The sequence below is a fragment of the Limnospira indica PCC 8005 genome, from assembly GCF_000973065.1.
Taxonomy (GTDB): domain Bacteria; phylum Cyanobacteriota; class Cyanobacteriia; order Cyanobacteriales; family Microcoleaceae; genus Limnospira; species Limnospira fusiformis.
Genome location: NZ_FO818640.1, coordinates 2,600,179 through 2,625,715, shown reverse-complemented (window position 1 = coordinate 2,625,715; position 25,537 = coordinate 2,600,179). Strand labels below are relative to the sequence as shown.

The window sequence follows — 25,537 nt, the reverse complement described above, 5'->3', positions numbered from 1 at the left end:
GGTTTGCCAACTCAGGCTGGATGATTAACAAAATTTTACATATTATAGTTCGATTTTAAGCTAAGGCTATCATCTCACCAAACTGATACATTTACGCGACATTTATCCGGCTATTGCCTGACAATGCGACGATAGCACTATTACCCGTTAAGGTAACAGAGGCGGTATCCCGCAAAGCTTTTAGAAAGATTCCAAAAGCACCGTTCCAGTCCCTGGGTAGAGTGAACCCGCACTCCGGACATCGGAACACTTTTGAGCCACCTAGCTGGGAATGCACATGACCACAGTGAGTACAGGTTTTGCTGGTGTATTCTTCCGTCACATCTACAACTGTGGTTCCAGTTATCTCGGCTTGATGTCTCAGGGTTAGTTTGAATCGATAATGCGCCCATGTCAGCATGGCGCGGGCAGTCTTAGACCTGATTAGACGCTTCACCTTGGCAACCATATCGGAAGTCTCGAAGGTGGGCAGAAAAATTATACTGTAGTTATGAGTCAAGTAGTGAGCAATTTGTTTGTGGGCCTCATCCACTAAATTCCGGATTTTAGTTCTCATTCGTTGAGCCGCTTGCCTCATCCGTCGCCTTCTTGAACGACAGGGTTCCTTGGCGATTCGGCTCATCAAATCATCCAAATGTTGACATAGCCTAGTAATGCGTCCTATATCCCCGGAGCCCAATTCCAGAAATCGAGAGCCATCAAACCCAGTTATGAAAGTTCGGACACCCGGGTCTAATGCAATCACGCCAGTAGCGTCAGTTGTGGTAACGGCAACTGGTTCAGGGAAAATCGCCAACCATCGACCTTTGGTAAACACCAACTGAGTCCCTTGCCCGCAAGTTTTAGGGATAGCTTCGGAAACCATGAAAGTTAATCCTTTCGTGAGCCTTGGATACCAACTCCCTGAAGAGAAATTAGTATTATTGAACTTAATCCCTTGAGAGCTGTCACGACAACTTCTAAACCTTGCATCAGGACTGGCGGTCAAAGCCTGATAGGCATCAAAGATGGCATTTTGCCGAATGTGGCAGGGTGTTTCTTTGACCCATTCGGGTAAGTCACTCTGCATCACTTCGTTGCGTAATTTCAGTTTGCTTAGTCGTTTACCACTCCTAGATAATGCAATTGCTTGGTTGTAGCAATACCGACAAGCAGCCAGCCATTTACGCCAGACTTGATTTAGCTCCGGGCTGGGGTAAATCCGGATCTTCTTTGACCTGAGTTTTGTATTTACTCCGTCGGTATAATCGGGAACTGAAGCAGTGGAGGAGGGCGAGGATGTCCTCAACCATTTCTGGTTCTGGACTGAGACTTGTCTGGTTGAGAACCATGAGTGAGCAACTGTTTTGCTCACAGAGCCATCGAAACAAGTCAAATCCCCATATTGCCAATCGGTCTGGGTGGGCAACGACAACCATGCCGACATCTCCTGACAAGACTTGTCCCAGTAAGGCCAGCATTTTCTTTCCCTTTCCCTTGAAGTTGAGCCCGCCTCGGATTTCTGAGACGACTTCTGCTTCGGGGTAGAGGTTGGACAGTGCGGCCACCTGTCGGTTGAGGTCGGACTGCTGGGCGCGGCTACTAACTCTGGCATAGATAACGACTTTGCGTTTGTCACTGCCTGATTTGGCAGCAGTATATCACTCAACGTTGTATCGTCGTTGCCCAGCGGGGGTTCTGATGGTCTCGATTGAGCCATTGTCGTCCCATCTGCGGAGTGTTCTTTCATGGACTCCAAGGATTTGGGCGGCTTCCTTGGGTTTGACATATCTGGCAATAGGTTTATCCTCAACTCTTCTCGCTTATTAGACCCTATTGCCCTAAAATATTAACCTAATTTGAGATTAAATCATGCTCTCAACTGGGATTATACCCCACCAGAGCATCAACTTGAGATCTTCACCACACCTGCATCAAATCTAATTAACCGTGAACCCCCTACAGGGCGGGTTGATTAATCTTGGACTATGCCAAATTAGCTACTAGACGGGCCTACCCCTAGATGATCTCTGCCCTCTCCCCCATCACCTATTGTCCATGATCCGTTGTCCATTGCCCCTGAAAATTTTTTTCTCATAATTGGTACAATTCGTTAATTTTGTGTTAGGTTAATTGTTAAGAGTTTAAGAAAATTCTACACATTAAGGGCAACAGGTGTGGCAGCCAAATATTAACTGGCTGTTGTTGCACAGGTTATCCACAGAAGAGGGGATAGCTAGGGGCGATTTTAGAAGTTCCTAAGCTGGCATCAGATTATGGTGTGGCGGCTTGGTGGGTTCAAGACCAATCAGCACGGTCTAGGCTTATATTTAGGCGGCGGACTTGCTGTAGAAGTCTGGTAACTTGGCATAGGTATTAGGGAAACTTTCTGGAGTTGCAAATCTCTGGTTAGTTTTTGTTGATGTGCCTGGTGGTATCCCTGATTAGATAGCGATCGCCACCCAGCTATAACCTGGCGTGGGAAACCTGCCCCTATGTATATGTAGCTACTCTTAAACTCCCATATATGCTCCTCTCTCACACACAGACTAGCCGCACCACCTATGAACTACCACGAATTACCGTTAATGATTCCCCTACTCGCCACCGGTTATGTGTTGACTATTTATTTGCTGTTGATGGTGGCTAAACATACAGCAGCGCGATTTTCTCGCTTTCGCTCTTAGTTATATTGATCACCGATCATTAATTCGCTGAAAACAACCACTCCCATTTGGCGGAGTGGTCTTTTCTATGATGAAATATTCTTCACACAAACAGACTCGGTAAAATTACTTAGTTACATAGACAATAGGCGATCGCGATCGCTATGCAGATTGACTGACAGTTAACCGCTGGTCGGAAATAGCCGTGTCTAATTTTTCCCAAGAGTAAATAAAGGGAGAACTTGCCAGCGAACAAGATGCCCAATCACTTTGCACAGAACCGTGAAACAACTGGCAAACACCGCCTCGTCGCCCCTCAGATTTATAGTGGAGGCAATTGCGACAAGTCGATGGAGTAGAATTTTTGATCGGCATGACAAACCTCTGGAGCTCACTTGATTTATTGTTTATCAAAATCGCTCAAGAACCTGTTATCTAAACTACAGTTTGCCAAGAAATATCAATCAATCTATTCCACACCAATATATTTATGAAGCTGAACCGAAAGCCGATAACCTGGAAACTGTTTTAATTTTGCCAATACCAAAGGCAAAGTGCGGTCTATATCAGTCCACTGCGGTTGTAAAAAAACCGGAATCGTAGAATTTTCCGCCAAACGGCATCGATAAAACTCCAACTCATCCCCCACATCAATCACCAACTTAATTTCGGAAGCCCGTCGCCACATCTGTGATACCACCGGATAACGGGGGCTGATATGTTCCTTGGGACTCAGAGTAATCCAGCATAGATCAGAAACATCTTGCCAAAACGCCCCCGATGTCTCAATAGAAACCTGCCTCCCAGTTTCTTCTAATACCCTCACCAAATCAGGTAACTGAGGATATATAAACGGTTCACCCCCAGAAATTACCACCCTGGGCGACACCAACTCCGCCAACAGTTCATCAAAGCTACGCATATTCCGGGGTAAACCTTTCCCGCCATCAGCATATCCGGTGTCACACCAAGGACAACCCACCGGACACCCCGCCAACCGAATAAAATCTACAGGAGTTCCCGCCCAATAACCCTCCCCTTGGATGGTTTGCTGAAAAGTCTCATGTACTGGAATTGTAATCATCCGCCGCTTTTTTTAGCTTTATATCCCAATTGAGTAAGTATTTGCAGTAACTTATCAGTATGATCACCCTGAATTTCCAGAGTTTGGTCTTTCATGGTTCCTCCAGTGCCGCACTGATTTTTCAGTTGTTTTAATAACTTACTCAGGGTCTGTTCATTGCTTTGAAAGCCGGAAATAACCGTGACTGTTTTACCGCCCCGTCCCTTACGAGTTGCCTGCACTTTTAAGTTTTGCTGTTGGGGGGGTAAGTCCGGCACTCCTGGTTCCATAGCTTCGGAATTAGAAGAATTGCCAAACTCTGAGTAAGCGATCCGATTCTTATGAGACGATTTCCTATCAAAATTTCCCGAATATGGGGCCATAACTCATTACTCAATAACATACTAAAGCGGGAAGTTACCCCTACTTCCATCTTCCGACTCAGCAGGGGGAACTATTTAACCTATAGCGGAAAACCGCCAAGAGTGGCAAGTTGATAGTTGTTAATCATCAATTAATTTGACTGGGCGCTGTCTCAGGCAGTAACTTTAGAGTTGAGGGTGGGACTAGGAACTTCCTCAAAAATGGCTCCCTGTTCTTTTAACTCCTGGATACGAGCAGCATTTAACCCGGTAACCTGTTTAAATTTGACGTTTTGCAACAATGCCCCGGTTAGGTTAGCTTCCTTGAGGTTGACACCCTGAAATTTGGCGTGACTCAGTGCTGCATCTACGAGTTCAGCCCGCATGAGGTTAGCTCGACTCAAATCGGCATAACTAAGGTTAGCATGGGTGAGAATGGCTCCGCTCAAATCGGCCCCACTCAAATCGGCCCCACTCAAATCGGCACCTGTTAGATCTGCCCGGGTCAGGTTGGCTCCGCTGAGGTCGGCTCCGCTGAGGTTGGCACAATACAGGTTTGCTCCTATTAAGTTAGCATTGAATAGGCTAACACCAAGCAAATTGGCTCGAAATAGGTTCGCCCGAAATAGGTTCGCCCGAAATAGGTTCGCGCCACTCAGGTTAGCATTACTCAGGTCCGCCCGGAATAGGTCTGTATCCCGGAAATTGCGATCGCCTGCTGCATAAAGGTTGAGCAGTTCTTGTGAATTCATGATAATTTCCTAATCTCCAATATGATTAACTGCAATTGTGCCTAAGTTCTTGTTCAATCGGGCAAAACTTTATTTTAATTTAAAAAACCACGGGTATCAGTCAGCCCCACATCCTGCATATCCTTTCAAATTACAGTCGGCGACTGCACAATAGGGATGATGTAATTTAGGAATTATTGACATTAATTGTGGGTTTGGATATAATTGGCACTATATTATACCCTATTATCCCCTCGGCTGAAAAAGTGCGATCGCTAACTGGCTAAGTAATTCAACAGACTTGCTCTAGTTTCTTGTCATTCCGAAAATACAATCTTATGAGCAACACTTATAATTCCGGTACTGACCTGGTAGACTCCTCTGGTAATCTGGATTCTGCTCAAGATAGTAGAGACTTACCAGATATCATCTTTGATTTTTTTATTAAAATTGTAAAAAAATATGACTCCGAGACAGTCTTAGAAGAATTTATCGGATTATTTTGGTATCTGAACTGTAGCGATGAACAGGCTAATCATGCTTTGAGAACTCAACTGAAGCAGCCATCATCAACAGCCGCCATTCATCCGATACTGAAAAGAAGTTGTTATATTTTAGCCAATAACTGGTATATTAGTCGCAATTATAAAGCCGTTGAGTTACTGCTAGAACAGCTAGAAAATACCGAAAGTGATGAAGATGACATTCTCGATCCTGAATTAGGAAAACTCAGAACTCAGGTTAAATATTTTCTGCAAAGTGCTGATATTCAAGATATTCGTCATTGTGTATTACAGCATTCTCAGGGCTGGAGTAGTCGTTATAAGAGTTATTTATTAGTTAACCAATATATTGACCCAAATAACTCTCAGGAACAGCAAGAGGTAGCGCGAAATATATCTAAACAACTCCGAGAACAGTATAAATTTGACCTGGCGATGTATCTGGCTCACTCATCACCAAAAACTCAACTCCAAAATGAAACCAACATGAAAAACCCTACTCAGCTAGGAGATCAAGTTTTAGATATACTTAAAAAAACCATTTCCACCCAGCGCGTTTACAGCTATACCCATCAAGCTGAATTGTTTTTAAAACAAACTAATAAGGTTACTTATAGAGATTTTAAAAATGCCTTACCTGAATACTTAATGATTCAGAGCGGGGAAAAATCTACTACCCGTATTTTGCGGGAAAAAATTTCCGCCCAACTGAAAGATTTGTATAATTTCCATGATTACAGAATTATCAATGACGATTTAAAAATTCGGACCTGTCATAGTCTCATCGACTTTTTGACGATAGAGGATGGAGAGAACCCCTCTTTTATTTTTACATTTATGATTAATCATGGTAGTATTTTTACCTTGGCTATTCTGATGCTAAAAGTTATTTTACTAGACCACTCGTCTAAAGTACACTTAGAGTTAAAAGTGGCTCAACTGATTCAATTTTATCAAAAATATGAAGAAGAACGATGTCGTCAGTTTATATTGTTTTTGGAAATTTTCAATCTGGTATTGACAATTTTTACGGAAAACGTCCAATATCACCTGGTGAAGATGGATCAAGATGATGTATCAGGACCTCTGACTGATAACTTGGATGCTTACCGGGTTTTCTCTCAATGTAAAGGACTTGATTTGCGTCAAGCTAATCTGAATAATCTTAACTTAAAAAGTCTGGATCTCAAGGGAGCAGACTTTAGAGGTGTGAATATGATTCAAATGGATTTGAGTGAGCTTGATCTACGGTTGGCAAATTTAGAGGGTGCTAATCTCCAACAGGCTAATCTTAATGGAACTCAGTTATTTATTGTTAATTTAAAACAGAGTAATTTGCTAGAAGCGAGTCTGCTAGATGCTAATTTAGCCCGGGCGGATTTGCAGCAGGCTAATTTAAATCGTGCTGATTTAACAGGGGCTAATCTTCATCGGGCTAATTTAACAGCAGTTGATTTGACTGAGGCTAAGTTATGCTCAACTAATTTAGAAAATGCCGATTTACAAGGGGCAAATTTGGAGTTTGCTAACCTCAATGGTGCTTGTTTAAGTCAAGCTAATTTACAGGGGGTTAATTTACGCGGCGCTCAACTGCGATCGGCTAATTTGCGAGGTGTGGATTTAAGGGGGGCTTGTTTGCGAGAGGCGGCGCTGACGGAAGCTGATTTAACGGGGGCTAATCTCCAGGGTGCCAATTTGCAGGGGGCGCAACTAGACAGGGTTAATTTGACGGGAGCGATGCTGGAGCAAGCTAATCTTTCCTATGTTAAACTTAATCAGGCTAGTTTAGAGCGATCGCATTTAGTTGGTGCTAAGTTGGTTTATGCTCAACTGCGCTATAGTATTTTAAGCCACGCTAATCTAATGGGTGCTAATCTCAGCTATGCTGATTTAACCCGTGCTAATTTAGCTGGTAGCAATCTTAGCCATACCCATCTATTTCGGGCGGCTATTCGTCATGCTGACCTCGCACAAGCAGACCTCTCCAATGCTAATTTATTGGGTGCAAATTTATTTGGTAGTAATCTGACTGAAGCCCATATAACAGGTGCCAAATTTGGGAACAATTGTGGACTGTCTGACGAAACCAGAAAGTGGATAGGTTCACGGTTGGATTAGTCAGTAAATACTCGAAAATCCTGAATACGCCACCCTTTAGATTCTAGGTGAATTTGGCAGTTCATGGGAGAGACCTGGAAATCACAGATGTAATATCCCACTAAATTACCATTATCGTTACACACCCGCAAATTATATCCATAGTGGCGGGTAAATTCGGCAAAATGATGGATAAATATAAACTGTTCGAGATAGCGTTTCTGGTTCCATTGGAAACGGTTAACCACTAAAGTGATAAACCTGTCCAGATATACATTTGGTAGAATCGGGGTAGAATCGAATCCTATAAACCACTGATTGAGTGTTTCGCCGCCGTAGCGTTTTTCAGCTAACCAAAGGCTGGGAATACTTAGTTCTGTTTGAGATAGGGGTGGTGGCGGTAAGATAGCGCGTTGAGGAAAGCAGGGTTTGGCGGTTTTATTAAATTCCCAATTGGGTAAAGTTTGCGATCGCCCTATTTCACCCCATCCCGTAATGGTCAATAAACAGAACACGAAAAAATATACCCTGGTTATCCAGGGATATTGCTGATTTAAAGCCATGATTATCTAATGTCCAGTGAACCCTGAAAAATCAGGCTATATCCAGGCTTACCTTGCTTAATCCACCTTTACCGGAGAAAGCTACTAACTAACCACAAAACTATCAGCGTGACTAAGGTAATGAACCGTTCAACTGATAGGGTAGCTCCCGCCATGGGGCTAAGTAAACTTCCCAAGATTAATCCCAGAATTAATCCCCCCACGGTCAGCAGAACCGAGCGACCAAATTTGTTCTCTTTGCGGTTGAGAAAATACAGAGAGGTAGCCACCCCCAAGGCGAGGGGAAGTTGTAGCAGGGAGATCTCAATAGCTGGATATAGGCTCACAACTCCCAAACCCAGGTAAATGAATGACGGCCACATCAACTCCGCACGAGAAGGCGTATCGAACATTCCAGTCAACCAGGAGGCTTTAGGAGTGGTCTGGGGTTGAACTTCCTTCGCAGGCGGCCCCGCGATGCGTTCAGGAAAGCGAATCCGCTCAGGTACTTTGATTTTACCCTCTTGGCGCATTCTGAGGCGATCCATAAGGATGGCATCATAAGCGGCCTCAATAGATTCTATCACCTGGCGCTCACCGGTGTGCTGTTCTCTCAGGCGATCGCGGGCATCCTGAATTTCATCAAAGGATGCGTCAATCGTAACCCCAAGCTGTTCATAAGGACTTTGCTGGCTCATCGCATTTAATTTAACTGGAGTCTAATCAATTGACATTGGACCCGCCGTCAAACGGACGGGGATTCCCAAACCTGACGATTTAGGTTTACTGTTTCATCGCACCCACCTCTACCCTCAAGGAGTTTCTGGTCTTCTAGTCCGGACCCAGACCATCCCCGCCAGCCCTGCGGTTGTGATGAGTCGATCAAAACTCATAGAGATGAGATGATGAGATGATGGGTTGATTTTAACACAATCTTCTCTGGAATTGTGTGGCTGGGGTGGTTTGGCAGATGCAACAAGATTAGGAAAAACTAACTATTCCAGACCATTGAACCAATTTCAGCCGATCGCGCCTATAGGAAAATAATAGCTCAGGCTGGCTGTAGGTACACTCAGAACAGATAGCTATTTGCTCAGGGTCTAAACCAACGGCTTCGAGTTGCAAAGCGTTAAAACGGCGAATATCGACCCGTAGGCGATCGGGTTCCGGGTCAGACAATAGAGGGGGGTCTGGTAGGTGGAATAAGGGTTCTAAAATTTCGGAGATACTGCTGGCTGTATCAATCATTTGTAGGGTAGCGCCTAGTTTGACTGCTACATCCTGTGAGACTTGATAGCATTCCCCGGAAATAGCTGGACCCATGGCGACTCGTAAATTAGCAATCTGGCTGCCTTGCTGTTGAAATTGAGCGATCGCCAATGGTAGAATTCTGGTAGATGTACCGCGCCACCCGGCATGAATGGCAGCTACTCGCCCGGTTACCACATCACCTATAAGCACAGGAACACAGTCAGCACTGGCTACCCAGACGGATTCTAAGCCTTTATTGGTTATTAAGCCATCAGCTTCCGACCAGGATATTTCCTCGCTATTGGTTTCAGTTTTTGGTATAGGGGAAACCTGAGTGGTTTTGAAAACCTGGTTACCATGAACCTGTTTGAGACGGTAGACCTGGGCGGATGGTTCCAGAACCTGCACTAAATCAACAGGAGAACGGGGGCTAAATCGTCGCGAAAAAAAACCATGTGGCCAGTCTTTTAAGATACTACAGGTTAAATAGGGCAGTTGTTGCCACTGATACCAAGTCCAGATGTGCATTGTGTCAGTGAAAAGAGATTTCAGGGAACAGCTTAACCGGGAAAGCGCGACAATTATTGATTTAACTTACCGGGATATTTGATTAAATGGATTGCGATCGCATACTGGGTGCTTTACAGGCTTTACAAGAAAACGCCGTGGCTGTTGGCTCGCCGACGGTCTCCTACCTTGACCTTGATGCTTCTCCGTCTATCCTCATATTTGATCAGCTTGGTTCCACTAATGAAACCCTGTGGGAGTTGTTGAACACTGGTAAAGCCGCCCCTAGAACCACAGTGATCGCTCTCCAACAAACAGCAGGACGGGGACAATGGGGGCGTGAGTGGCAGTCAGAATTGGGGGGATTGTACTTGTCTTATGCCCTCGCCCTCCATCAGACTATCACAGATGCTGCTACCCCACAGCATAACTATATAGCCTGGTTAACCCAATGTAGTGCTTGGGGTATTGCTACAGTTTTACGCTCGCGCGGTATTCCCGTATGGCTGAAATGGCCTAATGATCTGCTCCTGACAAAACGCAAATTGGGTGGTATCCTAACAGAAACTAAAGTCCACAAGGGAAAAATCAGCCAAGCCGTGATTGGAGTCGGTCTGAATTGGAGTAACTCTGTACCCCCCACTGGCATTAATCTGCAAGAATTTTTCAATGCACATCCCACTACGCCTGGGGTAAACTCACGAGAAATGTTGGCAGCTATTGTGATCTGGGGTATCGAGTTAGGGTTAATGCACTATGCACAGAGGGGAAGTAAGGGTCTGATGTCATCCTATATGCAACTGCTTCTTCTGAACTCATCGGACTCTTAACCCTTTCGCGGAGCGACTACGCAGTAGCATCCCCCTGGGAAATTATTTCCCCATTGTACGTCAGGCTCTGTAGAATGAAACTCGGTTAAAGCCTAAACAACTCAATTCTACAATTGCCCAATTTATCATCTGGTTGTGTGAGGAAATGACAGAATCCAGTTACTCTAAATCTAATGTAAAATCTACCCAGCCTATTTCCCATAATAGTAGACTGTCCTGGCGCTCCCTGGCGTTGGGATTAAGCTGTTTGAGTGGGGTAGGATTATTGGTAAATCGTGCGATCGCCTATGAAGAATTTTCTATCCCCTTTGATAACGAACCCCTAGAATCCTACAACACCTACACCCCCGAACCAGAACCCTATTACGCGCCGCCAGTTCAGGAATCTTATATAGCGCCAGAACCCTACTACGAACCAGAACCCTATTACGCGCCGCCAGTTCAGGAATCTTATATAGCGCCAGAACCCTACTACGAACCAGAACCCTATTACGCGCCGCCAGTTCAGGAATCTTATATAGCGCCAGAACCTTACTACGAACCAGAACCCTATTACGAACCAGAACCCTATTATGAGCCACCCATAGAAAGCTCAGGTGGTTACATCGCCCCACCAGAACAGCCGATTTATCTGCCAGAAAAGCACCAAACGGCATCGCCACCCTCTTATGAGAATATTTCTCCCCCATCTGCATCCACAGCCCAGGGAACACCATTTAATAACCCAGATCATAACTTTATCGACCCTACAGATTACAGTATTGGGGCTACAGGAGGCGGTGGTTATGAAGCGCCTTCAACCGTCATCTTTTCCGAGCGCCAGACAGGTTGTGAAACAGCGGTTGGAGTCGGTCAAACTGTTGATCGATTGTGTGTTCCGCCACCCGCACCTATTGCTGGAATTCCTGGTCAGCCTACTTATGGGACAGGATATCCCACCGGGGGAGGGAAAACAGTTACTCAGCACCGTCAGCCTTCCCATTCATTCGGTCAACAAGCAACAGGAAGAACTCACTCAGCCCACAGCAGAGGCTGGGGAACTACAAACGTCGCCGCCAGTTATGGTGGCTCTCCAGACTATTCCTATCAGGTCCCTGTAGCCGGATTAAGTCCGGTGCAAGTGGGACCCATCAGCATGAGTGCGATGAGTAATTCAGGTTTGAGTTACTATAAGCGCACCATGCGACCCCCCAGACTTCCCGGAAATTCAGATACTCACCTGCTTTTCCCCCTCAGTATTCCCGCCCCAATTACTTCATTATTTGGTTGGCGACAACACCCAATTTTGGGAACTGGCCGTTTCCATACAGGTATTGATTTCGGAGCAGATACCGGAACTCCTGTAGTGGCATCTTATTCAGGGGAAGTTACCCTGGCTGACTGGTTAGGGGGATATGGTTTAACCGTGGTTCTTAACCACCAGAAAAAATCGAAAGAAACCCTTTATGCTCACCTATCAGAATTGTTTGTCAAACCGGGAGAATTTGTCCAACAAGGGGAGGTAATTGGACGGGTAGGAAGTACGGGAATGTCTACAGGACCTCACCTGCACTTTGAGTTACGGAAGCTGACTAATGAAGGCTGGGTAGCGATTGATCCACTATTACAGATAGAATTTGCCCTCGCTCAACTAATCAATACTCTGCGCGTGGCTGAGGTACCAGCAGAGGAATTTATTGCTGCCTTACCTAACCAAACGAGGAACTGGGAAACTGGTTTGCCTCAACTGCCTCCCCTTCCTCCGGGTATGGATATCATTGTTCCCAATTTGGAACCACCTACCATCAACTTTGGCTTTAAAGAAAACGTGGAGAAAGCACAACAATAGGCGATAGGTTTTGCGCCACCAAAAACTGATAATTTACCCGCCTTCAATAGTATGGCGGGTTTATTGGTTGCTAATTCACTTGGTAAAATATCTGTGGATCCCCGGAAGTAGAGAAGAGAAGGAAAGGAGAGGAGCGATCGCCTTGTCAGATATGCTATAGTCAAGTCAGAACTATCGGTTCTCTTGTATATGACTGCCACCGAATCTTTAACGACTCTACCGGATCATACCCAACTTCCCTGTGAAGACGGAACCTTTGTGAAAAACTTTCAAGAACACCCCCAAAGTATCCTATTAACCGATTCTATTCGTCCGGTTCTTAATCAAATACATCCAGACGGACAATATTGCATTGGTCAAGATAGTGGGATTTACTGGCGCATTACAGACCCACCCGAGAAAGGAGCGGAAGCACCGGACTGGTTTTATGTGGCGAATGTTCCCCCGACCCTCAATGGTAAACTGCGACGGTCTTATGTATTGTGGCAAGAATTAATCCTGTCCCCAAATCATCATCGAATTTGTATCTGGGGATGGTTCAGAAGAACGAGGATAAAACCGCTTGGAAAGGCAAGTTTTGGATTTATGAAACGGTAATAAGAACGCCGTATTATGCCATCTATGAAGTGGAAAAATCTCAGGTAGAAGTGTATCGTTTAGAGGGTAGTTTCTATGAGTTGCTAACCCCAAATAACCGCAATCATTACCCAATTCCCGAAATGGGAGTAGAGTTAGGTATCTGGTCGGGAATATATCAGAACGTGGAATTACCTTGGTTGCGTTGGTGGGATAGTGATGGTAATTTACTGTTATCTGGTGAAGAACGAGCGGAACGGGAACGACAACGAGCCGATCGCCTAGCAGCTCGTTTACAGGAATTGGGAATTGATCCGAATGAAATTATGTGAAATTATATAATTATGGCGTTAGTGCCATAGTCAAAAATCGTGTTTCCAACTATGTCCTATAGATTGTTATTTGTTTGTCTGGGAAATATTTGTCGATCGCCTTCAGCCGAGAATATTATGAATCATCTGATCGAAGAGGCTAATTTGAGCGATCGCATTGTCTGTGATTCGGCGGGGACATCAGGCTATCATATTGGTTCGGCCCCTGATCCTCGTATGACTATGGCTGCGAAAAAACGAGGCATTGTCCTCAAGGGTTCTGCTCGTCAGTTCACCGCCTCCGATTTTGATAATTTCGATCTAATTTTGGCGATGGATCAGGACAATTATCAGCAAATTCTGTATCTTGATCGAGGGAAAAAATATGGTGATAAGGTTAAGCTAATGTGCGATTTCTGTAGCCATCATACCTTGAAAGAAGTTCCCGATCCCTACTATGGTGGTCCGGAAGGTTTTAATCAGGTGATTGATTTGCTACTAGATGCCTGTGAAGGCTTACTAGAATTTGTAGTTAATCAACCATCGGTTAATTAATTAGGTCATTTTCCAAGGCAAACCGTACCAGTGCAGCGCGGTTACTGCTGTCAGTTTTGCGGAGTAAACTGCTAACATACTTTTCGACAGTGCGAGAACTCAGATGCAGAGAATTTCCGATTTTGACGTTGGATAACCCTTCTGTAAGTAGGTTCAAAACCTGTTGTTCTCGTTCGGTGAGATGAATGTTGGTAGTTGATAAACTGTGAAAATGATGCCGTTTATAACTGGGACTGGTATGGTTTGATAGGGGTTCATTAATCCGAGACCTCCATTCTGCTTCAATGAGTTGCGATCGCTCTAAAAGCGCCCTAATCACTACACCTAACTCATCTAATTCAAAAGGCTTAGGGAGATAATTATCACACCCGAGTTGATAGCCCCGAATCCGCTCTTCGGTACTGGTATGAGCGGTTAAAAAAATCACTGGTAACAAACGGAAACCAGGTTGGGAACGAACTCGCTTGACTAGCTCAAAACCATCCATTTCTGGCATGGCAATATCTGTTACTATCAGGTGTGGTTGATGCTTTTCTACCAATTCGAGTGCTTCCTGACCATTGGTGGCAGAAATGACCATATATCCTGACATTTCCAGATAATCGCTAATCGAAAGGCGAGTTCCCAAATCATCATCAACGACTAGAAGTGTCAAAGGCATAGGAACTGGAGATAAAAGACTAGAGATTTAGATTCTCTATGGGTTTTAGAGATAGGCTGACTCACAAAAAACACCTCACCAACTAGGAAGTTAATACCAAATGCTGTAGCTATCCTCAAATCGCCACTACTTAAATGATTATTTGGGATTGTTTATTTTAACATTATATGTAGTTGACAAGTGGATAGCTTAAGGGATAAGTATTTATCCCTGTACTGATCAGTGGCATGGCAGGGGGCTGTATGATTAGGCATACATCTGGGTTTCCAAGACTTTGATGGTTTGCTGGCGGGTTTTCTGATATGTAAATAATTGTCTCACATCAAATTGAGAAGATAACACTCTTTCCGGCAGCCACTCCCCCGGCTGAGTTATGGCTTGTAAGCCTTGGAGTTCTGTGATCATGTCTCTATAGGCGGGTAAGCCAGATAATTTACTAGATCGAGGGTTGGGTGTGTCTCCAAAGGAACCCACAGCTTGCCAATTTTTACCTGTGGCTGTGGTGGTGCGATCGCTATTATGACCTATACCCAAGGCCATTTTTTCGGTAGCGGGGAGTAAGGCTACTTGGGCGATCGCCACCAGGGCTGCTGTCCCAATTAATCCAGTTATCCCCTCTAGCATTGGCATTCCCGATAACAGACCCAAACCACCACGGGAGACACTGTTATAAGCCGACTCGGCTAGAGTTCCAGGTAAAACTTCAATGGGTGGGAAGTTGGCTGAAGGTCTCTGTTGGGGTTGGGTCTCGTTTATATAGGCTTTAGCAGTAGCGATCGCTTTCCAGGACTGTTCCCAATGGTCTGATGGTAATTCACTGTGCAGCTGAAAGCTACCTTCTCGCCATAGGTAAAAAATCACCTGACACACTTGGGGAATTTCAGCTTGTGCTATCCAAGCCTCAAAGCGTTTGAATAGGGGCTGATTCTGAATGTTTTTTCCCTGACGAAACTTGGTAAATACAGATAAAAAATCTGGTCGTTCTTCCTGTGCAATGGTCTGGCAGGTATTAATACTACTAATAATTATGGCATCTACAGTCATTGACCAAGCCATTGCACTAGATCTCAGATAATATTGTTTGATAATCTTAGGGAGGGAGGAATGCAAAACTATCGCATCCAGACGAGTGAGGTTGTCTAAATTAGTAACCATCTCCCCGGCACGCAAATATTGATAAGTGCTGCGGATATCTCGTTGTTCTGTTAGTTCTAATTGACCTGCATTTAAGGCTGACTCAATAGATTTTTCAATAGCCATTAATCGGGAATTATAACTAGCAATAAGATAGCGCTGACTTAACTCGGAATATACAGGAGAAGACAGAAACAAATAATCCAGCAAATTGAGGGTATTAGGGTCTGTGATAGCCGAGCCTGATTGCAGATTATTATAAGCCTGAAAACATCTAACTTTACTGCGGTCATGAATGGGAGATTGTACAATCAGGTTGTTGATTTTACGGTCAATATTATCAGAGGGCTGGTTGAGTAAAGTATGCAAAATTAAAAAGGCATCCTCTCCCTGCAATCCACACCCTTTCAGACGCAGATTAGCACCTTCTGAGCTATGGGGTGGGATTTTCACTTCATATCTTTTACCTGTTTTTACCATAACCATTTGAGTCCCCCCATTGGTGGCAATTGGAGCCGGGACAAAAATATGATAAAGCTCATCTGTACTCCAGTCATATTCTGGATTAGTGGGGATTTCGTCCTCGGCTTCTGGATAAATATTTTCCACCCATCCTTGAGCGCGTTTCACCACAGAAGCCCCAGAATTGGTGGCTGTATGTATTGCGGCTTTCCCCACTTCGGAAGCGCGATGAGTAATCGAATCCCCTATCTCAGTTGCTGTTTTTCGAGCTGTTTCCGTGGCTCGATCGCTCAGGGATTTACCCAACCCTGATGCGGGTTGACTCCAATTTTTAGGCAGACCGGATACTTTCTGGTTTACGGAATCCCAAAAAGATTGATTTTGGCGATCGCCCATAGTCTACAACTCCATCACAACTCGCATTAAACCAACAGTAGTCTTCACTCAATTATTTCTGCTTCTTAGAACAGAAATCTTAACAGTAGGGGAGTAGCACTTTCCAGAAGTCCCATAACCCCGCCATTACGGGCTCTAAGTTCCTGGGGATTTTGACGAAATTCGATAATTTCAATCAACTGAGCAGTAATTTCCTGCCCTTCCTGGCTCCCCCATCTATTATATAGTTCTTGAGCCTGTTTAGCATCCGACATGGCTCTATTTAAATCACCACTATCAGCCCAAGCCATACTGCGAGCAAAATAAGCCGCCGCCAGGTTAGGATTGAGACTCAGGGCGCGGTTGTAGTGTTCTATGGCATTTTGGTAGTTTCCTGCCAAGGCTTCTTTAACTCCCAGGCGATAGAAATCCTCGGCGTTGCCAATATTAGTCGGGAGTCCCACCACTCCAATTAATTGAGCCTCAGTAATATTAGCCTCAAGGGCGATCGCATTAGCCAAATAAGCGCCTCGCAAATCCGACCCCGCCAGGTTCGCCCCAGTCAGGTTCGCCCCAGTCAGGTTCGCCCCAAATAAACTCGCCCCAGTCAGATTAGCCCCAGTCAGATTAGCCCCAGTCAGGTTAGCACGACTCAGGTTAGCCCCAGTCAGGTTAGCCCCGCTGAGGTTCGCGCCGCTGAGATCTGCTAACACCAAGCCCGCATTAGTCAGATTGCAGTTTGGACATTCTTTAGTTGATAGGAGTTGTCGGATCTCCTGTAAATTACTAGCCTGGACCGGAGCCATTGGTAGGATAGCAATCGACAGGGTAATCATCGTTAGAATTGGGAATTTCATCGAAGATCTCCGGTAGCGAGTAAGCGTTCATGAACCTTTATTCTATACCATTTTCCGCCCATGACTTGGGTGGTATATATGCGGCAATTGTGATCTCAATCAGGTTTAATATTGATCACAATCACAATGGCTGACGCGCTCTATCACTTCCATAATCCCCAGAACGTAAGATAATAGCTACATAGCGTTATATGAGTTCCCATGCTGGCGCAATTCTCACCCTCATCTAACAATCTCGATGCTCTAATTGATCGCATTTTTGTTTCTCGCAAGATCACCCGCGAGGACCAAAAGCAACTTATGTACTTGCTTCTATCCAAGGAATGTCTGAGTGATGAAGAACACGACTGCATTAACGAAGTATTCGATCGCCTACGTCGGGGATTACTCCACGTTGTTGAGTAAATTATCGAAAATTTTTGGTTGAAAACCCCGTCGTTCTACGACGGCTTTTCTTGGTTTTTAATGTAAGACTTCAGAACCTCTAATGGTGCGCCACCGCTTGAAGATACAAAATAACTAGGCGACCATAAAGATTCTTTTCCGTAGAGTTTAGGGAATCTGGCTTGCCCATATCTACGACTGGCAAATCCTTTTAAAGCATTTACTATGACAGAAATAGAGAGTTGAGGAGGGTATTCAACTAAGGTATGAATATGGTCTGACTCCCCATTAAATTCCAGCACTTGAAAATTCATTTTTTCAGCCACTTCTCGAAAATACTTCAGGATTAACATCAGGCTCTCCACTGTCAAGATTTGGCGACGATACTTAGTCACACAGACCAAATGAATCTTTAAATCCGAAACAGACGCTCTTTTCGTCAAAGGGTTGACATCTACCAGACTCCTAGCTATAATTAATGCAGACTCATACATTTTTACAGTATGAAGCTAAGATATCGATATCGAATTTACCCAACAGACCAACAATAGAGATTGATGTCTCAATTGTTCGGATGCTGTCGGGTAATATTTAACGATGCCTTAGCATATTGTCAAGAACAATACCGTGCGGGTAACAAAAAGCCTAATATCAACGAACTTTCTCAAAGACTTACAGAACTCAAAAAAACCGAGGAAAAAATCTGGTTGGGAGAAGTTTCTTCTATTCCCTTACAACAGTCTTTAAGAGATTTAGAGCAGGCTTACTCTAACTTTTTCAAATCCTGTAAAGGACAAAGAAAAGGTAAGAAAGTTAAACCTCCCAAGTTTAAAAAGCGTAAATCTAAGCAATCCGCTAGATTTATGGATAATGGTTTTAAACTCTACCTTAATTCCGATTACATTTACATCGCTAAAATTGGTGATATTAAAGTAGTATGGAGTAGAGAGTTACCCACAAAACCTTCTAGTGCCACCTTAATCCAAGACAGTGCTGATAGGTATTTTGTCAGTTTTGTTGTTGAGTTTAATCCTCAACCCTTACCGGAAAACCAAAATTCTGTAGGAATTGATTTAGGAATCACTGATTTTGCCACATTAAGCAATGGTGAGAAAGTTAAATCTCCTAAGCCTTTAAAGAAACAACTAAAGCGTTTAAGAAGATGACAACGTAATTTGTCGAGGAAACAGAAAGGCAGTCAAAGAAGGGAAGTTGCTAGAAAGAAATTAGCTAAACTTTACGCCAAGATTTCTGATACCAGAAACGATTTTCTTCAGAAATTGTCAACTCGGATTATTCGTGAAAACCAAACGATAGTCTTGGAAGATTTAAAGGTTTCAGGGATGATTAAAAACCGAAAACTATCCCGTGCTATTTCGGATTTGGGTTGGCGCAGTTTGAGAACAATGCTAGAAGTTAAATCTGTTATGTACGGGCGTGATTTTCGTGTCATTGATAGATGGATTCCCACTTCTCAAACCGGTTCTGGCTGCGGTTTTCGCGGTGGCAAAAAAGAATTAAATATGAGAGAGTGGACTTGTTTAAATTGTGGCACATCTCATGATAGAGATGTTAACGCTGCGATTAATATTAAGGTCGCCGGAGGGCATTTGGAGACTTTAAACGGATGTGGAGAGAGGGTCAGACTTTCTGTAAAGAAAGCACATCTCAATGAAGCGTCAACCCGTCCAGCATTTCAACAATTGTCAATCTTTGATTTGTTGAAATAGATGGAAAGCCCCGTTAGCGCACGCCGGGACGGATAGGCGGATGTCAAAACTCATGCAGGCAGAATATACGATTAATTTCGCCTCCCCAAAACACGAGAAACCCCCTCCAGATTTCCCGGTTTGTTGATCGGCATATTCTCGGTCAATACTTATTCAAATTTACGATAAGGGAACCTACCTTGGTTGGTATCAAACCATTGATTCCAAAGGGTAGTGTTTTCTGGGCTGGCAATAGTTGAATTAACTACTCGGCTCCACTCCCGGCTGTTCATGGGTAGGATACATCCGTAATTCTCGAAGGTCAGGGGTTGGCTGGGAACCAGTTGAAAGTTCTGGCGATCGCTCCCATCTTTCCACAACTGTCCAAGCAACAGAATACCATCACTAACAATGCCTTGTAATTCCCCTGCCTGTAAGCGGCGGATACCTTCAGCGCGGCTAGGGACGGCTTCCCATTGGGCTTCTGGGTAAACTGGGCGCAACTCGCTATCAGCGGTGGTAGATTCTAAAAATCCAATGGTAACCCGTTCCAAGCTAACGGTTGAAATGTCTGTTTCGGATAGTTGGGTGGGGTCAAGGCGATCGCGATTTTCAGTTTTGACTAACATCTGAATCCCCGTTACAAAAAAGGGAGTAGAAAAATCCACCCCATTTTCCCGTTCAGCGGTGATGCTAGTAGCCTCGCACACCAGGTCTAGGTTTCCCTTTTGGACTTGTTCAAAGCGATCGAGTAGGGTAACAGTAGTCATCTCCAACCGGATCGGCTGGTTTAGCTTCTCTTCAAGGCGACCATGAATCAACCTAATCAAATCGACAGAATATCCCTCGATCTCGCCATTATCGTTTAAATAGCTAAAGGGAACCGCATCAGTCCGTACACCCGCCCGCAGGACTCCAGTTCGTTCAATTTGTTCTAAAACAGTTTCCGCCGCTGCATATCCAGTAAAGCCCACACTCAGGATTAAGCTAAGTAGGGGAATTGCCAATTTTTGATTCATAGATCTAATTTAAATGGTGGGCGATTATCAAAAAAACCGAGTTAAAAACTTGGCCCAATTTGGGAAAGGAAATTGATGGTATCATAGCACTGTTGGCAAGGACAATCAAGCCAGTTAAATATTTAACCAGGTGGTGTCGAGATAATCGATTTGAACGTGGGGACTCAGGGCTGTTAGTACCTGTTTTCCATAGGTGCGACGAGTTACCCGACTATCTAATAGGGCTACGATACCTTGTTTGTGGCGAACGGGAGCGACAGCACCCTGTAACTCTCTTAAGGCGGCGGGGAGTAAATATAGCCGAAACCAGTCCTGGCGCTGCTGTTTGTAGTAGGCGACGGTCCCGGCTACTAGGGGATTTTCTAGGGAGGGTAAGGGTAAAGTGGCGATCGCTAACAAATGGGGAGAAACTAACTGATGCTGATGGTTTCGCCAAAATTGCCAACCCGTAACTAAAACCCCTGTTTCGCTGATAGCCGTGGTTTCCACCTGTACTAGGGAACCAAACTCAGAAGCTAACACCGCCGCCACTCTTCCTTTGAGGGGAATATCCTCAACCAATATAACTTTCAAACCACTAATATTGATACTCATACATAGTAAGGTCCGCAATTGCTCAATTAATGCCTTCTCAAACTGGGGTGTATTTGGCATGGGTATCCGAGAAGGTAGATAAAGTTGGATTAATTGGCTTTGGCGATCGGGTGTAAATTTCACACAGGTTAAATCCCCTAATCCCATGCTCTGACGATAAATGGGAGCGTTTTTATCCAAGTCTAAAGCGCCGCCAATCAAGACTACGGGTTGTTTTTCCCAAATGGGACTCAAGGCTGAAGCTACTTCTAGGGGACTGCAATATAATTTGAATGAACCCTGCGCGCGGTCAACTTCTACCCACTTTAGTTGATTTTCAGATAACCATTGATGGTAAAACTCGTGCCACCGAGAGTCTAAGCCTTGACTAGAGGTTTCGGCTGAGGTAGTAGTTGATTCTGTGGGTTGTGTAAGAGCCACAAACAGATTTTGGAGAATATCCTGTTCTTCGGAGTCGAGGAGATGACAACCATAAAGATTAGCTGGGTGCGCGAAAATTGAGCGAATTAGACGCACTTGGGTTAACTGGAGGGTGTCTCGCCATTCTGGTCGATTCTGGGTTAATAGGGTCCAGTCTGACCATTCTAAGGCGACGGTGAGGCGATCGCGACTCCACTGTTCTAAATCATCGGCACCATCAATAATGGTGGGAATATGTGGGGGAAAGTGCTGGTTTTCGCCTAGTCTATCTGCTAACCATATTTGAGGGGTGGTTAGTAGCAAACCCTGAAAATCTTGACTTGGCCAGCGATCGCCTTTTTGAATCGCCATCAGGGGTAATTTCTGATCATCTGCATCTGTAATACCCTGAATTTTGGGAACTTCTACGGTCAAGAGTTGCTCAATTACCGATTCGGAGGCGACGATGACAGTGGCTTTTTTCCCAACTAAAACCGGAATTAGATAACTAAACCGATAGGGATGATCGAGGACTTTTGGCATCACCCCGGTTTGAATTAATGCACTACGTCCCAAACGCAAGGCGCGCGCCACTAATCTTGTCATTGTCAAATAGTGTGGCCAGTCCATGTCACCAACGGACTGCACCAAACGACGAACCAGATTATGTGCTTCTACTTCAATCACAGGGTTATCAAGCCAAATATTTAGTAATGGTGCCAGAGGTTCTCAACTTCAGCCCATCGACTTCTAGTTTAGCTTGTAGTGAGCAGAACACCGACCAACCCACAGCATCGAACCCGGACCCATGAATGATTAATGGTTAACCTGGAGATTTGATGCTACTGTTAGGGCATATCATTGAAACTGTTAATAAAAGCCATTACTTGGTCAAAATTAGGGGTGGAATTGGCATCGGAACCACTATTAGGAGAGGGATTGAGTTTGCTGATTTGCGAGTTTTCATGAACCATAATCATTTTCTGGCCGCCATTGGTTAATTGCGTGCGGGTCGGTTTACTAAAAAATGGCGGATTGAATTCTGAGCGAATGGTGCGGGCTATTTTTTTCATCTCATTAACTTTGGCAATGACTTTACTCATAGCGCTTAACAATTGCGATCGCCGCTCCTTTTTCAGGGCAGAATCTTGAATCTGACGCAGTAAATTAACGATATTTTTCTGGGTTTGGGGAGCATCATCAAAGGGTAAAATAGCCAGACAGCCAATAGCAAATAGTTCTTGTTCTTGGTTAGCAATAAATGTGATTTTGGTAGTGCGATCGCCTACTTCTAGGCTGGGGGGACGTTCCATGACGGGAAACTCTTGAGCAATTTTGTGGTAAATGTTGGCTAAAGCCATATTCGCATCTTGATCTAAGGAGGAATTAACCAGAATCTCAACTATAGGTCGAGTTTGATTAAAAAACTTTCGGAGACTTTCCCGATCAAAATGATAAACCTGACTATGATCACCATTAGCACTCAAATCCACCCATTCACAGGTAATCTCATCAGCTTTTAGATTAAACCTAGAAACTTGATAAAGTTTAGCGCCAGTTAATGTGGCTCCCGACAAGTCTGCGCCACTCCAATTGGCTCGAATTAAGTTAGCTTGGCTCAAGTCAGCGTGAACTAAACTAGCCTTTACTAACACCGCGCTGCTTAAATTAGCACCGGATAAATTAGCGCCACTGAGGTTAGCCTCTGTCAAATTAGCACCACTGAGGTCAGCGCCTTGTAGGTCAATCCAGCGCATATTTGCACCACTAAAATCAGCATTACTCAAGTTAGCATAGGTCAGATTTGCTTGTCTTAATTCCGCATTACTAAAATCAGCTTTAGGTAAATTAACTTTAACTAAATCCGCTCCTCGTAGGTCGGTTTTGGTAAATTTAGTCAAAGCTCCAGAAGCGCCTCGCAGGTTCGCACCACTTAAATTAGCACCATTAAAGTTAGTCTGCTGAAGTTTGGTTTCACGCAGATCCGCCCCATTTAAGTTGGCTTGGGTGAAGTTAGCTTTAGTGAGTTTCGCTCTAATTAATTCAGCTCGAATTAATAGGGAGTTAATTAACTGTGCTTCCGTCAAATCTACTCTTGCTAAATTAGCTACATTAATGGTGGCTTGATTTAAAATAGCTTTGGTGAGATTAGCATTACTTAATCGAGCTACATTCAGATTAGCACGACTCAAATTCACTTCCCTTAAATCCGAGGCGCTTAAATTAGCTACACTCAAGGATGCACCACTTAAATTAGCTCCGGCTAGGTTAATTCGACTCAAATTGATTTCGTTTAAATTGATGTCCTCAAAATCTCGTTCTCCATCTCGATATTTTTTGACAATTTCATAAACTTTAAGAACGTCACTCTCAGAATTTTGATGGTTGTTAGTATCTGTCATTCTGTGGAAAATTCACTGTTGATGTTAAAATGATTAAGAGAGCAATTAACGAGGGAGCTAGAGGATTTTTGATGACATAATTATGGGGAATCAAAACTGGCTACAAAACTGGTGAAAATATCTGGTGTTGCCATTGCCATTTGCCGATATTTTTCGGGTGTGATTTTGGATAAATCCATCAACCCAGGAATATGACTAAACTTCCTCCCAAATTCGGGATGGCTATGAATAGCTAAATATTCCCCGACTAAGTTACTTAAAATGGTTTGAGTAGGATGGTGAAAAAATGGATGATTGCCGTCAATTTCTTCCTGTAACTTTTCGGATAACAAATGGTCTTCTAAACGGCTGATTTTTTTAATTATATCGATGCCAAACTGAATCACTTGGTTAGATAATCTGACTCCCATTTGAGAACTATTTTCCAAGGTGAGCATCCGCAATGATTCCAGAATACACTCTCTGGTTTTGGCGACATCTGCAAAGGGTAGAATCACTACATAAGCTGTCAGAAATAGCTGTTCCTCATCATCTATTCTAAACGATAAGAGGGTTCGGCGCGAACCTATATCAATGCTAGGGGGAGATTTGATAAAGGGATAGTGTTGGATAATTTGCCGATATATGGAAGCTAAAATGCAGTGGGTATCTGGGTCTAGGGGGGCATTAATACGGATTTGAACGGTGGGAGATTCAACGTTAAAAAATTGATGAGCTTGTTGGGAACTAAAACGCTGTATTTTGCTACCATCACCGTTAGGACTCAGATCAATCCAATCGCAGGTGATCTCATCTGCAATTAAACTAAATCTGGACAATCCATAAAGTTTAGTTCCTGTCAATGCGGAACCTCGCAGGTTAGCATCTGTCCAGTCACAGTCTATCAAATTAGCTTGGGTTAAATCAGCATGAATGGCGCTACAATTGAGTAAACTTGCGCCACTAAGATTAGCACCGCGTAAACTTGCGCCACTTAATTGGGTGGCTTCTAAGTTGGCGCCACTCAGGTTAGCACCACTTAAATTCGCCCAGCGGAGATTTGCGCCACTCAGGTTAGCACCACGAAGATCTGCGCCATTTAGTTCAGCTTGTCGCAGTTCAGCGTTACGGAGATTAACCCCCCTGAGATCGGCTCGTGTAAGATCAGCACGGGTTAGGTTGGATCTTTCTAGGTTACTGAGAATTAAACAGGCTTCTGATAGGTTAGCGCCGGATAAATTGGTTTGTTGGAGGTCGGCGTGTCTGAGGGTGGCTTCTCTTAAATCTGCTTCGGTTAAATTCGCCCCATTGACTATGGCTTCGCTGAGTTCGGCTCGCATTAGTTCGGCGCGAATTAAGGACGCATCGACGAGGTTGGCTTGACTGAGATCGGCTCTGATCAGGTTGGCGACGTTGAGAACTGCTTCATTGAGGTTGGCTCCCTGGAGAATAGCGCCGCTAAGTTTGGAAACGTTCAGTTTGGCTCGAGTTAGGTTAACGCCTGTTAGGTTGGCTCCGCTAAAGTTGGTAACGCTCAAAACGGCTTCGGTAAAATTAGCCTGACTAAGATTGACCCGGCTCAGATTGGCTTCACATAGCAGAATGGCACTAAAATCACGGTTCCCGGATTGGTATTCTAGCAGCAGTTCTTCGGCATCCATGCCTTTTTCGCTCCAGTTTAATGTCGGCAAATTAAACTGTTATTCTATCAAAATTTGGGGGGGATATGTCAATTCGTTGAGCTGGTGTCATAAATCTCTA

21 protein-coding genes and 3 pseudogenes are annotated in these 25,537 nt (G+C 44.2%); 8 read left to right on the top strand and 16 right to left on the bottom strand.

Annotated features, from left to right (window positions below; all coding sequences use genetic code 11):
- Positions 1 to 91 precede the first annotated feature (91 nt).
- Positions 92 to 1,201, bottom strand: coding sequence for an RNA-guided endonuclease InsQ/TnpB family protein (locus tag XZ46_RS11485; protein ID WP_230428102.1), 1,110 nt, complete (start codon positions 1,199 to 1,201; stop codon positions 92 to 94).
- Positions 1,164 to 1,778: pseudogene (locus XZ46_RS11480) on the bottom strand (IS607 family transposase). Before XZ46_RS11480 ends, XZ46_RS11485 begins: the two are co-directional and overlap by 38 nt.
- 765 nt (positions 1,779 to 2,543) lie before the next feature.
- Between XZ46_RS11480 and XZ46_RS37515 the strand changes: the two are divergent.
- Positions 2,544 to 2,666, top strand: coding sequence for a hypothetical protein (locus XZ46_RS37515; RefSeq protein WP_006625852.1), 123 nt, complete (start codon positions 2,544 to 2,546; stop codon positions 2,664 to 2,666).
- Between the two features lie 448 nt (positions 2,667 to 3,114).
- On the opposite strand, the gene XZ46_RS11475 is transcribed toward XZ46_RS37515, so the two are convergent.
- From XZ46_RS11475 to XZ46_RS11465, 3 genes are all read right to left on the bottom strand, one after another.
- Entirely contained in the window at positions 3,115 to 3,729 is a 615-nt protein-coding gene (locus XZ46_RS11475; protein ID WP_008050609.1) for a 7-carboxy-7-deazaguanine synthase QueE, read from the bottom strand.
- The gene (locus tag XZ46_RS11470) at positions 3,726 to 4,091 is read right to left on the bottom strand and encodes a translation initiation factor (RefSeq protein ID WP_008050607.1); all 366 of its coding nucleotides are present in this window, start codon (positions 4,089 to 4,091) and stop codon (positions 3,726 to 3,728) included. Before XZ46_RS11470 ends, XZ46_RS11475 begins: the two co-directional genes overlap by 4 nt.
- 152 nt (positions 4,092 to 4,243) lie before the next feature.
- On the bottom strand, positions 4,244 to 4,822 hold the full coding sequence (locus XZ46_RS11465) for a pentapeptide repeat-containing protein (protein ID WP_008050605.1): 579 nt from the start codon (positions 4,820 to 4,822) through the stop codon (positions 4,244 to 4,246).
- 317 nt (positions 4,823 to 5,139) lie between these two features.
- On the opposite strand from XZ46_RS11465, the gene XZ46_RS11460 reads away from it, so the two are divergent.
- Positions 5,140 to 7,422 (top strand): pentapeptide repeat-containing protein, encoded by a 2,283-nt coding sequence (locus XZ46_RS11460; RefSeq protein ID WP_008050603.1) that lies wholly within the window; start codon positions 5,140 to 5,142, stop codon positions 7,420 to 7,422.
- Here the strand turns inward: XZ46_RS11460 and XZ46_RS11455 are convergent.
- The 3 genes from XZ46_RS11455 to pgeF form a co-directional block, all read right to left on the bottom strand.
- A complete protein-coding gene (locus XZ46_RS11455; protein ID WP_008050600.1) occupies positions 7,419 to 7,964 on the bottom strand; it encodes a hypothetical protein in 546 nt (181 codons plus the stop codon). The genes XZ46_RS11460 and XZ46_RS11455 overlap by 4 nt on opposite strands.
- Positions 7,965 to 8,032: 68 nt before the next feature.
- A complete protein-coding gene (locus XZ46_RS11450; protein ID WP_008050598.1) occupies positions 8,033 to 8,641 on the bottom strand; it encodes a CPP1-like family protein in 609 nt (202 codons plus the stop codon).
- 283 nt (positions 8,642 to 8,924) lie between these two features.
- Entirely contained in the window at positions 8,925 to 9,722 is a 798-nt protein-coding gene (gene pgeF, locus XZ46_RS11445) for a peptidoglycan editing factor PgeF (protein ID WP_008050597.1), read from the bottom strand.
- 86 nt (positions 9,723 to 9,808) lie between these two features.
- Between pgeF and XZ46_RS11440 the strand changes: the two genes are divergently transcribed.
- The 4 genes and pseudogenes from XZ46_RS11440 to XZ46_RS11425 all read left to right on the top strand — a co-directional run bounded on the left by XZ46_RS11440 (position 9,809) and on the right by XZ46_RS11425 (position 13,801).
- Positions 9,809 to 10,531, top strand: coding sequence for a biotin--[acetyl-CoA-carboxylase] ligase (locus XZ46_RS11440; RefSeq protein WP_006669672.1), 723 nt, complete (start codon positions 9,809 to 9,811; stop codon positions 10,529 to 10,531).
- Positions 10,532 to 10,676: 145 nt separating this feature from the next.
- On the top strand, positions 10,677 to 12,359 hold the full coding sequence (locus tag XZ46_RS11435) for a M23 family metallopeptidase (protein WP_048895057.1): 1,683 nt from the start codon (positions 10,677 to 10,679) through the stop codon (positions 12,357 to 12,359).
- A 189-nt stretch (positions 12,360 to 12,548) separates the two neighbouring features.
- A pseudogene (locus XZ46_RS11430) lies at positions 12,549 to 13,267 on the top strand (Uma2 family endonuclease).
- A gap of 51 nt (positions 13,268 to 13,318) precedes the next feature.
- Positions 13,319 to 13,801: a low molecular weight protein-tyrosine-phosphatase gene (locus tag XZ46_RS11425; RefSeq protein WP_006669755.1), complete on the top strand. Its 483-nt coding sequence runs from the start codon at positions 13,319 to 13,321 to the stop codon at positions 13,799 to 13,801.
- Here XZ46_RS11425 and XZ46_RS11420 read toward each other — a convergent pair.
- The 3 genes from XZ46_RS11420 to XZ46_RS11410 form a co-directional block, all read right to left on the bottom strand.
- Positions 13,794 to 14,462: a response regulator transcription factor gene (locus tag XZ46_RS11420; protein WP_008050593.1), complete on the bottom strand. Its 669-nt coding sequence runs from the start codon at positions 14,460 to 14,462 to the stop codon at positions 13,794 to 13,796. The genes XZ46_RS11425 and XZ46_RS11420 overlap by 8 nt on opposite strands.
- A 246-nt stretch (positions 14,463 to 14,708) precedes the next feature.
- Positions 14,709 to 16,454 carry a hypothetical protein gene (locus XZ46_RS11415; protein ID WP_006625871.1) on the bottom strand — a complete coding sequence of 582 codons (1,746 nt, stop codon included), beginning with the start codon at positions 16,452 to 16,454 and terminating at the stop codon, positions 14,709 to 14,711.
- Between the two features lie 65 nt (positions 16,455 to 16,519).
- Positions 16,520 to 17,290 carry a pentapeptide repeat-containing protein gene (locus XZ46_RS11410; RefSeq protein WP_008050591.1) on the bottom strand — a complete coding sequence of 257 codons (771 nt, stop codon included), beginning with the start codon at positions 17,288 to 17,290 and terminating at the stop codon, positions 16,520 to 16,522.
- Between the two features lie 201 nt (positions 17,291 to 17,491).
- On the opposite strand from XZ46_RS11410, the gene XZ46_RS29255 reads away from it, so the two are divergent.
- The gene (locus XZ46_RS29255; RefSeq protein ID WP_006625873.1) at positions 17,492 to 17,695 is read left to right on the top strand and encodes a hypothetical protein; all 204 of its coding nucleotides are present in this window, start codon (positions 17,492 to 17,494) and stop codon (positions 17,693 to 17,695) included.
- Between the two features lie 35 nt (positions 17,696 to 17,730).
- Here XZ46_RS29255 and tnpA read toward each other — a convergent pair whose 3' ends face one another.
- Positions 17,731 to 18,168 (bottom strand): IS200/IS605 family transposase, encoded by a 438-nt coding sequence (tnpA, locus tag XZ46_RS11405; RefSeq protein ID WP_006669757.1) that lies wholly within the window; start codon positions 18,166 to 18,168, stop codon positions 17,731 to 17,733.
- Between the two features lie 63 nt (positions 18,169 to 18,231).
- Between tnpA and XZ46_RS34210 the strand changes: the two are divergent.
- Positions 18,232 to 19,404: pseudogene (locus tag XZ46_RS34210) on the top strand (RNA-guided endonuclease InsQ/TnpB family protein).
- A 149-nt stretch (positions 19,405 to 19,553) separates the two neighbouring features.
- Here XZ46_RS34210 and XZ46_RS11395 read toward each other — a convergent pair.
- The 4 genes from XZ46_RS11395 to XZ46_RS11380 form a co-directional block, all read right to left on the bottom strand.
- Positions 19,554 to 20,402, bottom strand: coding sequence for an amino acid ABC transporter substrate-binding protein (locus XZ46_RS11395; RefSeq protein ID WP_006625876.1), 849 nt, complete (start codon positions 20,400 to 20,402; stop codon positions 19,554 to 19,556).
- 114 nt (positions 20,403 to 20,516) lie between these two features.
- The gene (locus tag XZ46_RS11390; RefSeq protein WP_006625877.1) at positions 20,517 to 22,082 is read right to left on the bottom strand and encodes a helicase C-terminal domain-containing protein; all 1,566 of its coding nucleotides are present in this window, start codon (positions 22,080 to 22,082) and stop codon (positions 20,517 to 20,519) included.
- Between the two features lie 161 nt (positions 22,083 to 22,243).
- Entirely contained in the window at positions 22,244 to 23,797 is a 1,554-nt protein-coding gene (locus XZ46_RS11385) for a pentapeptide repeat-containing protein (RefSeq protein ID WP_008050580.1), read from the bottom strand.
- Between the two features lie 80 nt (positions 23,798 to 23,877).
- Entirely contained in the window at positions 23,878 to 25,437 is a 1,560-nt protein-coding gene (locus XZ46_RS11380) for a pentapeptide repeat-containing protein (RefSeq protein WP_006625879.1), read from the bottom strand.
- Positions 25,438 to 25,537 lie beyond the last annotated feature (100 nt).

What these genes read in the sequence shown, in the direction of transcription:
- XZ46_RS37515 (WP_006625852.1), top strand. Translation starts at nt 2,544, where the DNA reads ATGAACTACCACGAATTACCGTTAATGATTCCCCTACTCGCCACCGGT.
- XZ46_RS11475 (WP_008050609.1), bottom strand. Translation starts at nt 3,729, where the DNA reads ATGATTACAATTCCAGTACATGAGACTTTTCAGCAAACCATCCAAGGG.
- XZ46_RS11470 (WP_008050607.1), bottom strand. Translation starts at nt 4,091, where the DNA reads ATGGCCCCATATTCGGGAAATTTTGATAGGAAATCGTCTCATAAGAAT.
- XZ46_RS11465 (WP_008050605.1), bottom strand. Translation starts at nt 4,822, where the DNA reads ATGAATTCACAAGAACTGCTCAACCTTTATGCAGCAGGCGATCGCAAT.
- XZ46_RS11460 (WP_008050603.1), top strand. Translation starts at nt 5,140, where the DNA reads ATGAGCAACACTTATAATTCCGGTACTGACCTGGTAGACTCCTCTGGT.
- XZ46_RS11455 (WP_008050600.1), bottom strand. Translation starts at nt 7,964, where the DNA reads ATGGCTTTAAATCAGCAATATCCCTGGATAACCAGGGTATATTTTTTC.
- XZ46_RS11450 (WP_008050598.1), bottom strand. Translation starts at nt 8,641, where the DNA reads ATGAGCCAGCAAAGTCCTTATGAACAGCTTGGGGTTACGATTGACGCA.
- pgeF (WP_008050597.1), bottom strand. Translation starts at nt 9,722, where the DNA reads ATGCACATCTGGACTTGGTATCAGTGGCAACAACTGCCCTATTTAACC.
- XZ46_RS11440 (WP_006669672.1), top strand. Translation starts at nt 9,809, where the DNA reads ATGGATTGCGATCGCATACTGGGTGCTTTACAGGCTTTACAAGAAAAC.
- XZ46_RS11435 (WP_048895057.1), top strand. Translation starts at nt 10,677, where the DNA reads ATGACAGAATCCAGTTACTCTAAATCTAATGTAAAATCTACCCAGCCT.
- XZ46_RS11425 (WP_006669755.1), top strand. Translation starts at nt 13,319, where the DNA reads ATGTCCTATAGATTGTTATTTGTTTGTCTGGGAAATATTTGTCGATCG.
- XZ46_RS11420 (WP_008050593.1), bottom strand. Translation starts at nt 14,462, where the DNA reads ATGCCTTTGACACTTCTAGTCGTTGATGATGATTTGGGAACTCGCCTT.
- XZ46_RS11415 (WP_006625871.1), bottom strand. Translation starts at nt 16,454, where the DNA reads ATGGGCGATCGCCAAAATCAATCTTTTTGGGATTCCGTAAACCAGAAA.
- XZ46_RS11410 (WP_008050591.1), bottom strand. Translation starts at nt 17,290, where the DNA reads ATGAAATTCCCAATTCTAACGATGATTACCCTGTCGATTGCTATCCTA.
- XZ46_RS29255 (WP_006625873.1), top strand. Translation starts at nt 17,492, where the DNA reads ATGCTGGCGCAATTCTCACCCTCATCTAACAATCTCGATGCTCTAATT.
- tnpA (WP_006669757.1), bottom strand. Translation starts at nt 18,168, where the DNA reads ATGTATGAGTCTGCATTAATTATAGCTAGGAGTCTGGTAGATGTCAAC.
- XZ46_RS11395 (WP_006625876.1), bottom strand. Translation starts at nt 20,402, where the DNA reads ATGAATCAAAAATTGGCAATTCCCCTACTTAGCTTAATCCTGAGTGTG.
- XZ46_RS11385 (WP_008050580.1), bottom strand. Translation starts at nt 23,797, where the DNA reads ATGACAGATACTAACAACCATCAAAATTCTGAGAGTGACGTTCTTAAA.
- XZ46_RS11380 (WP_006625879.1), bottom strand. Translation starts at nt 25,437, where the DNA reads ATGGATGCCGAAGAACTGCTGCTAGAATACCAATCCGGGAACCGTGAT.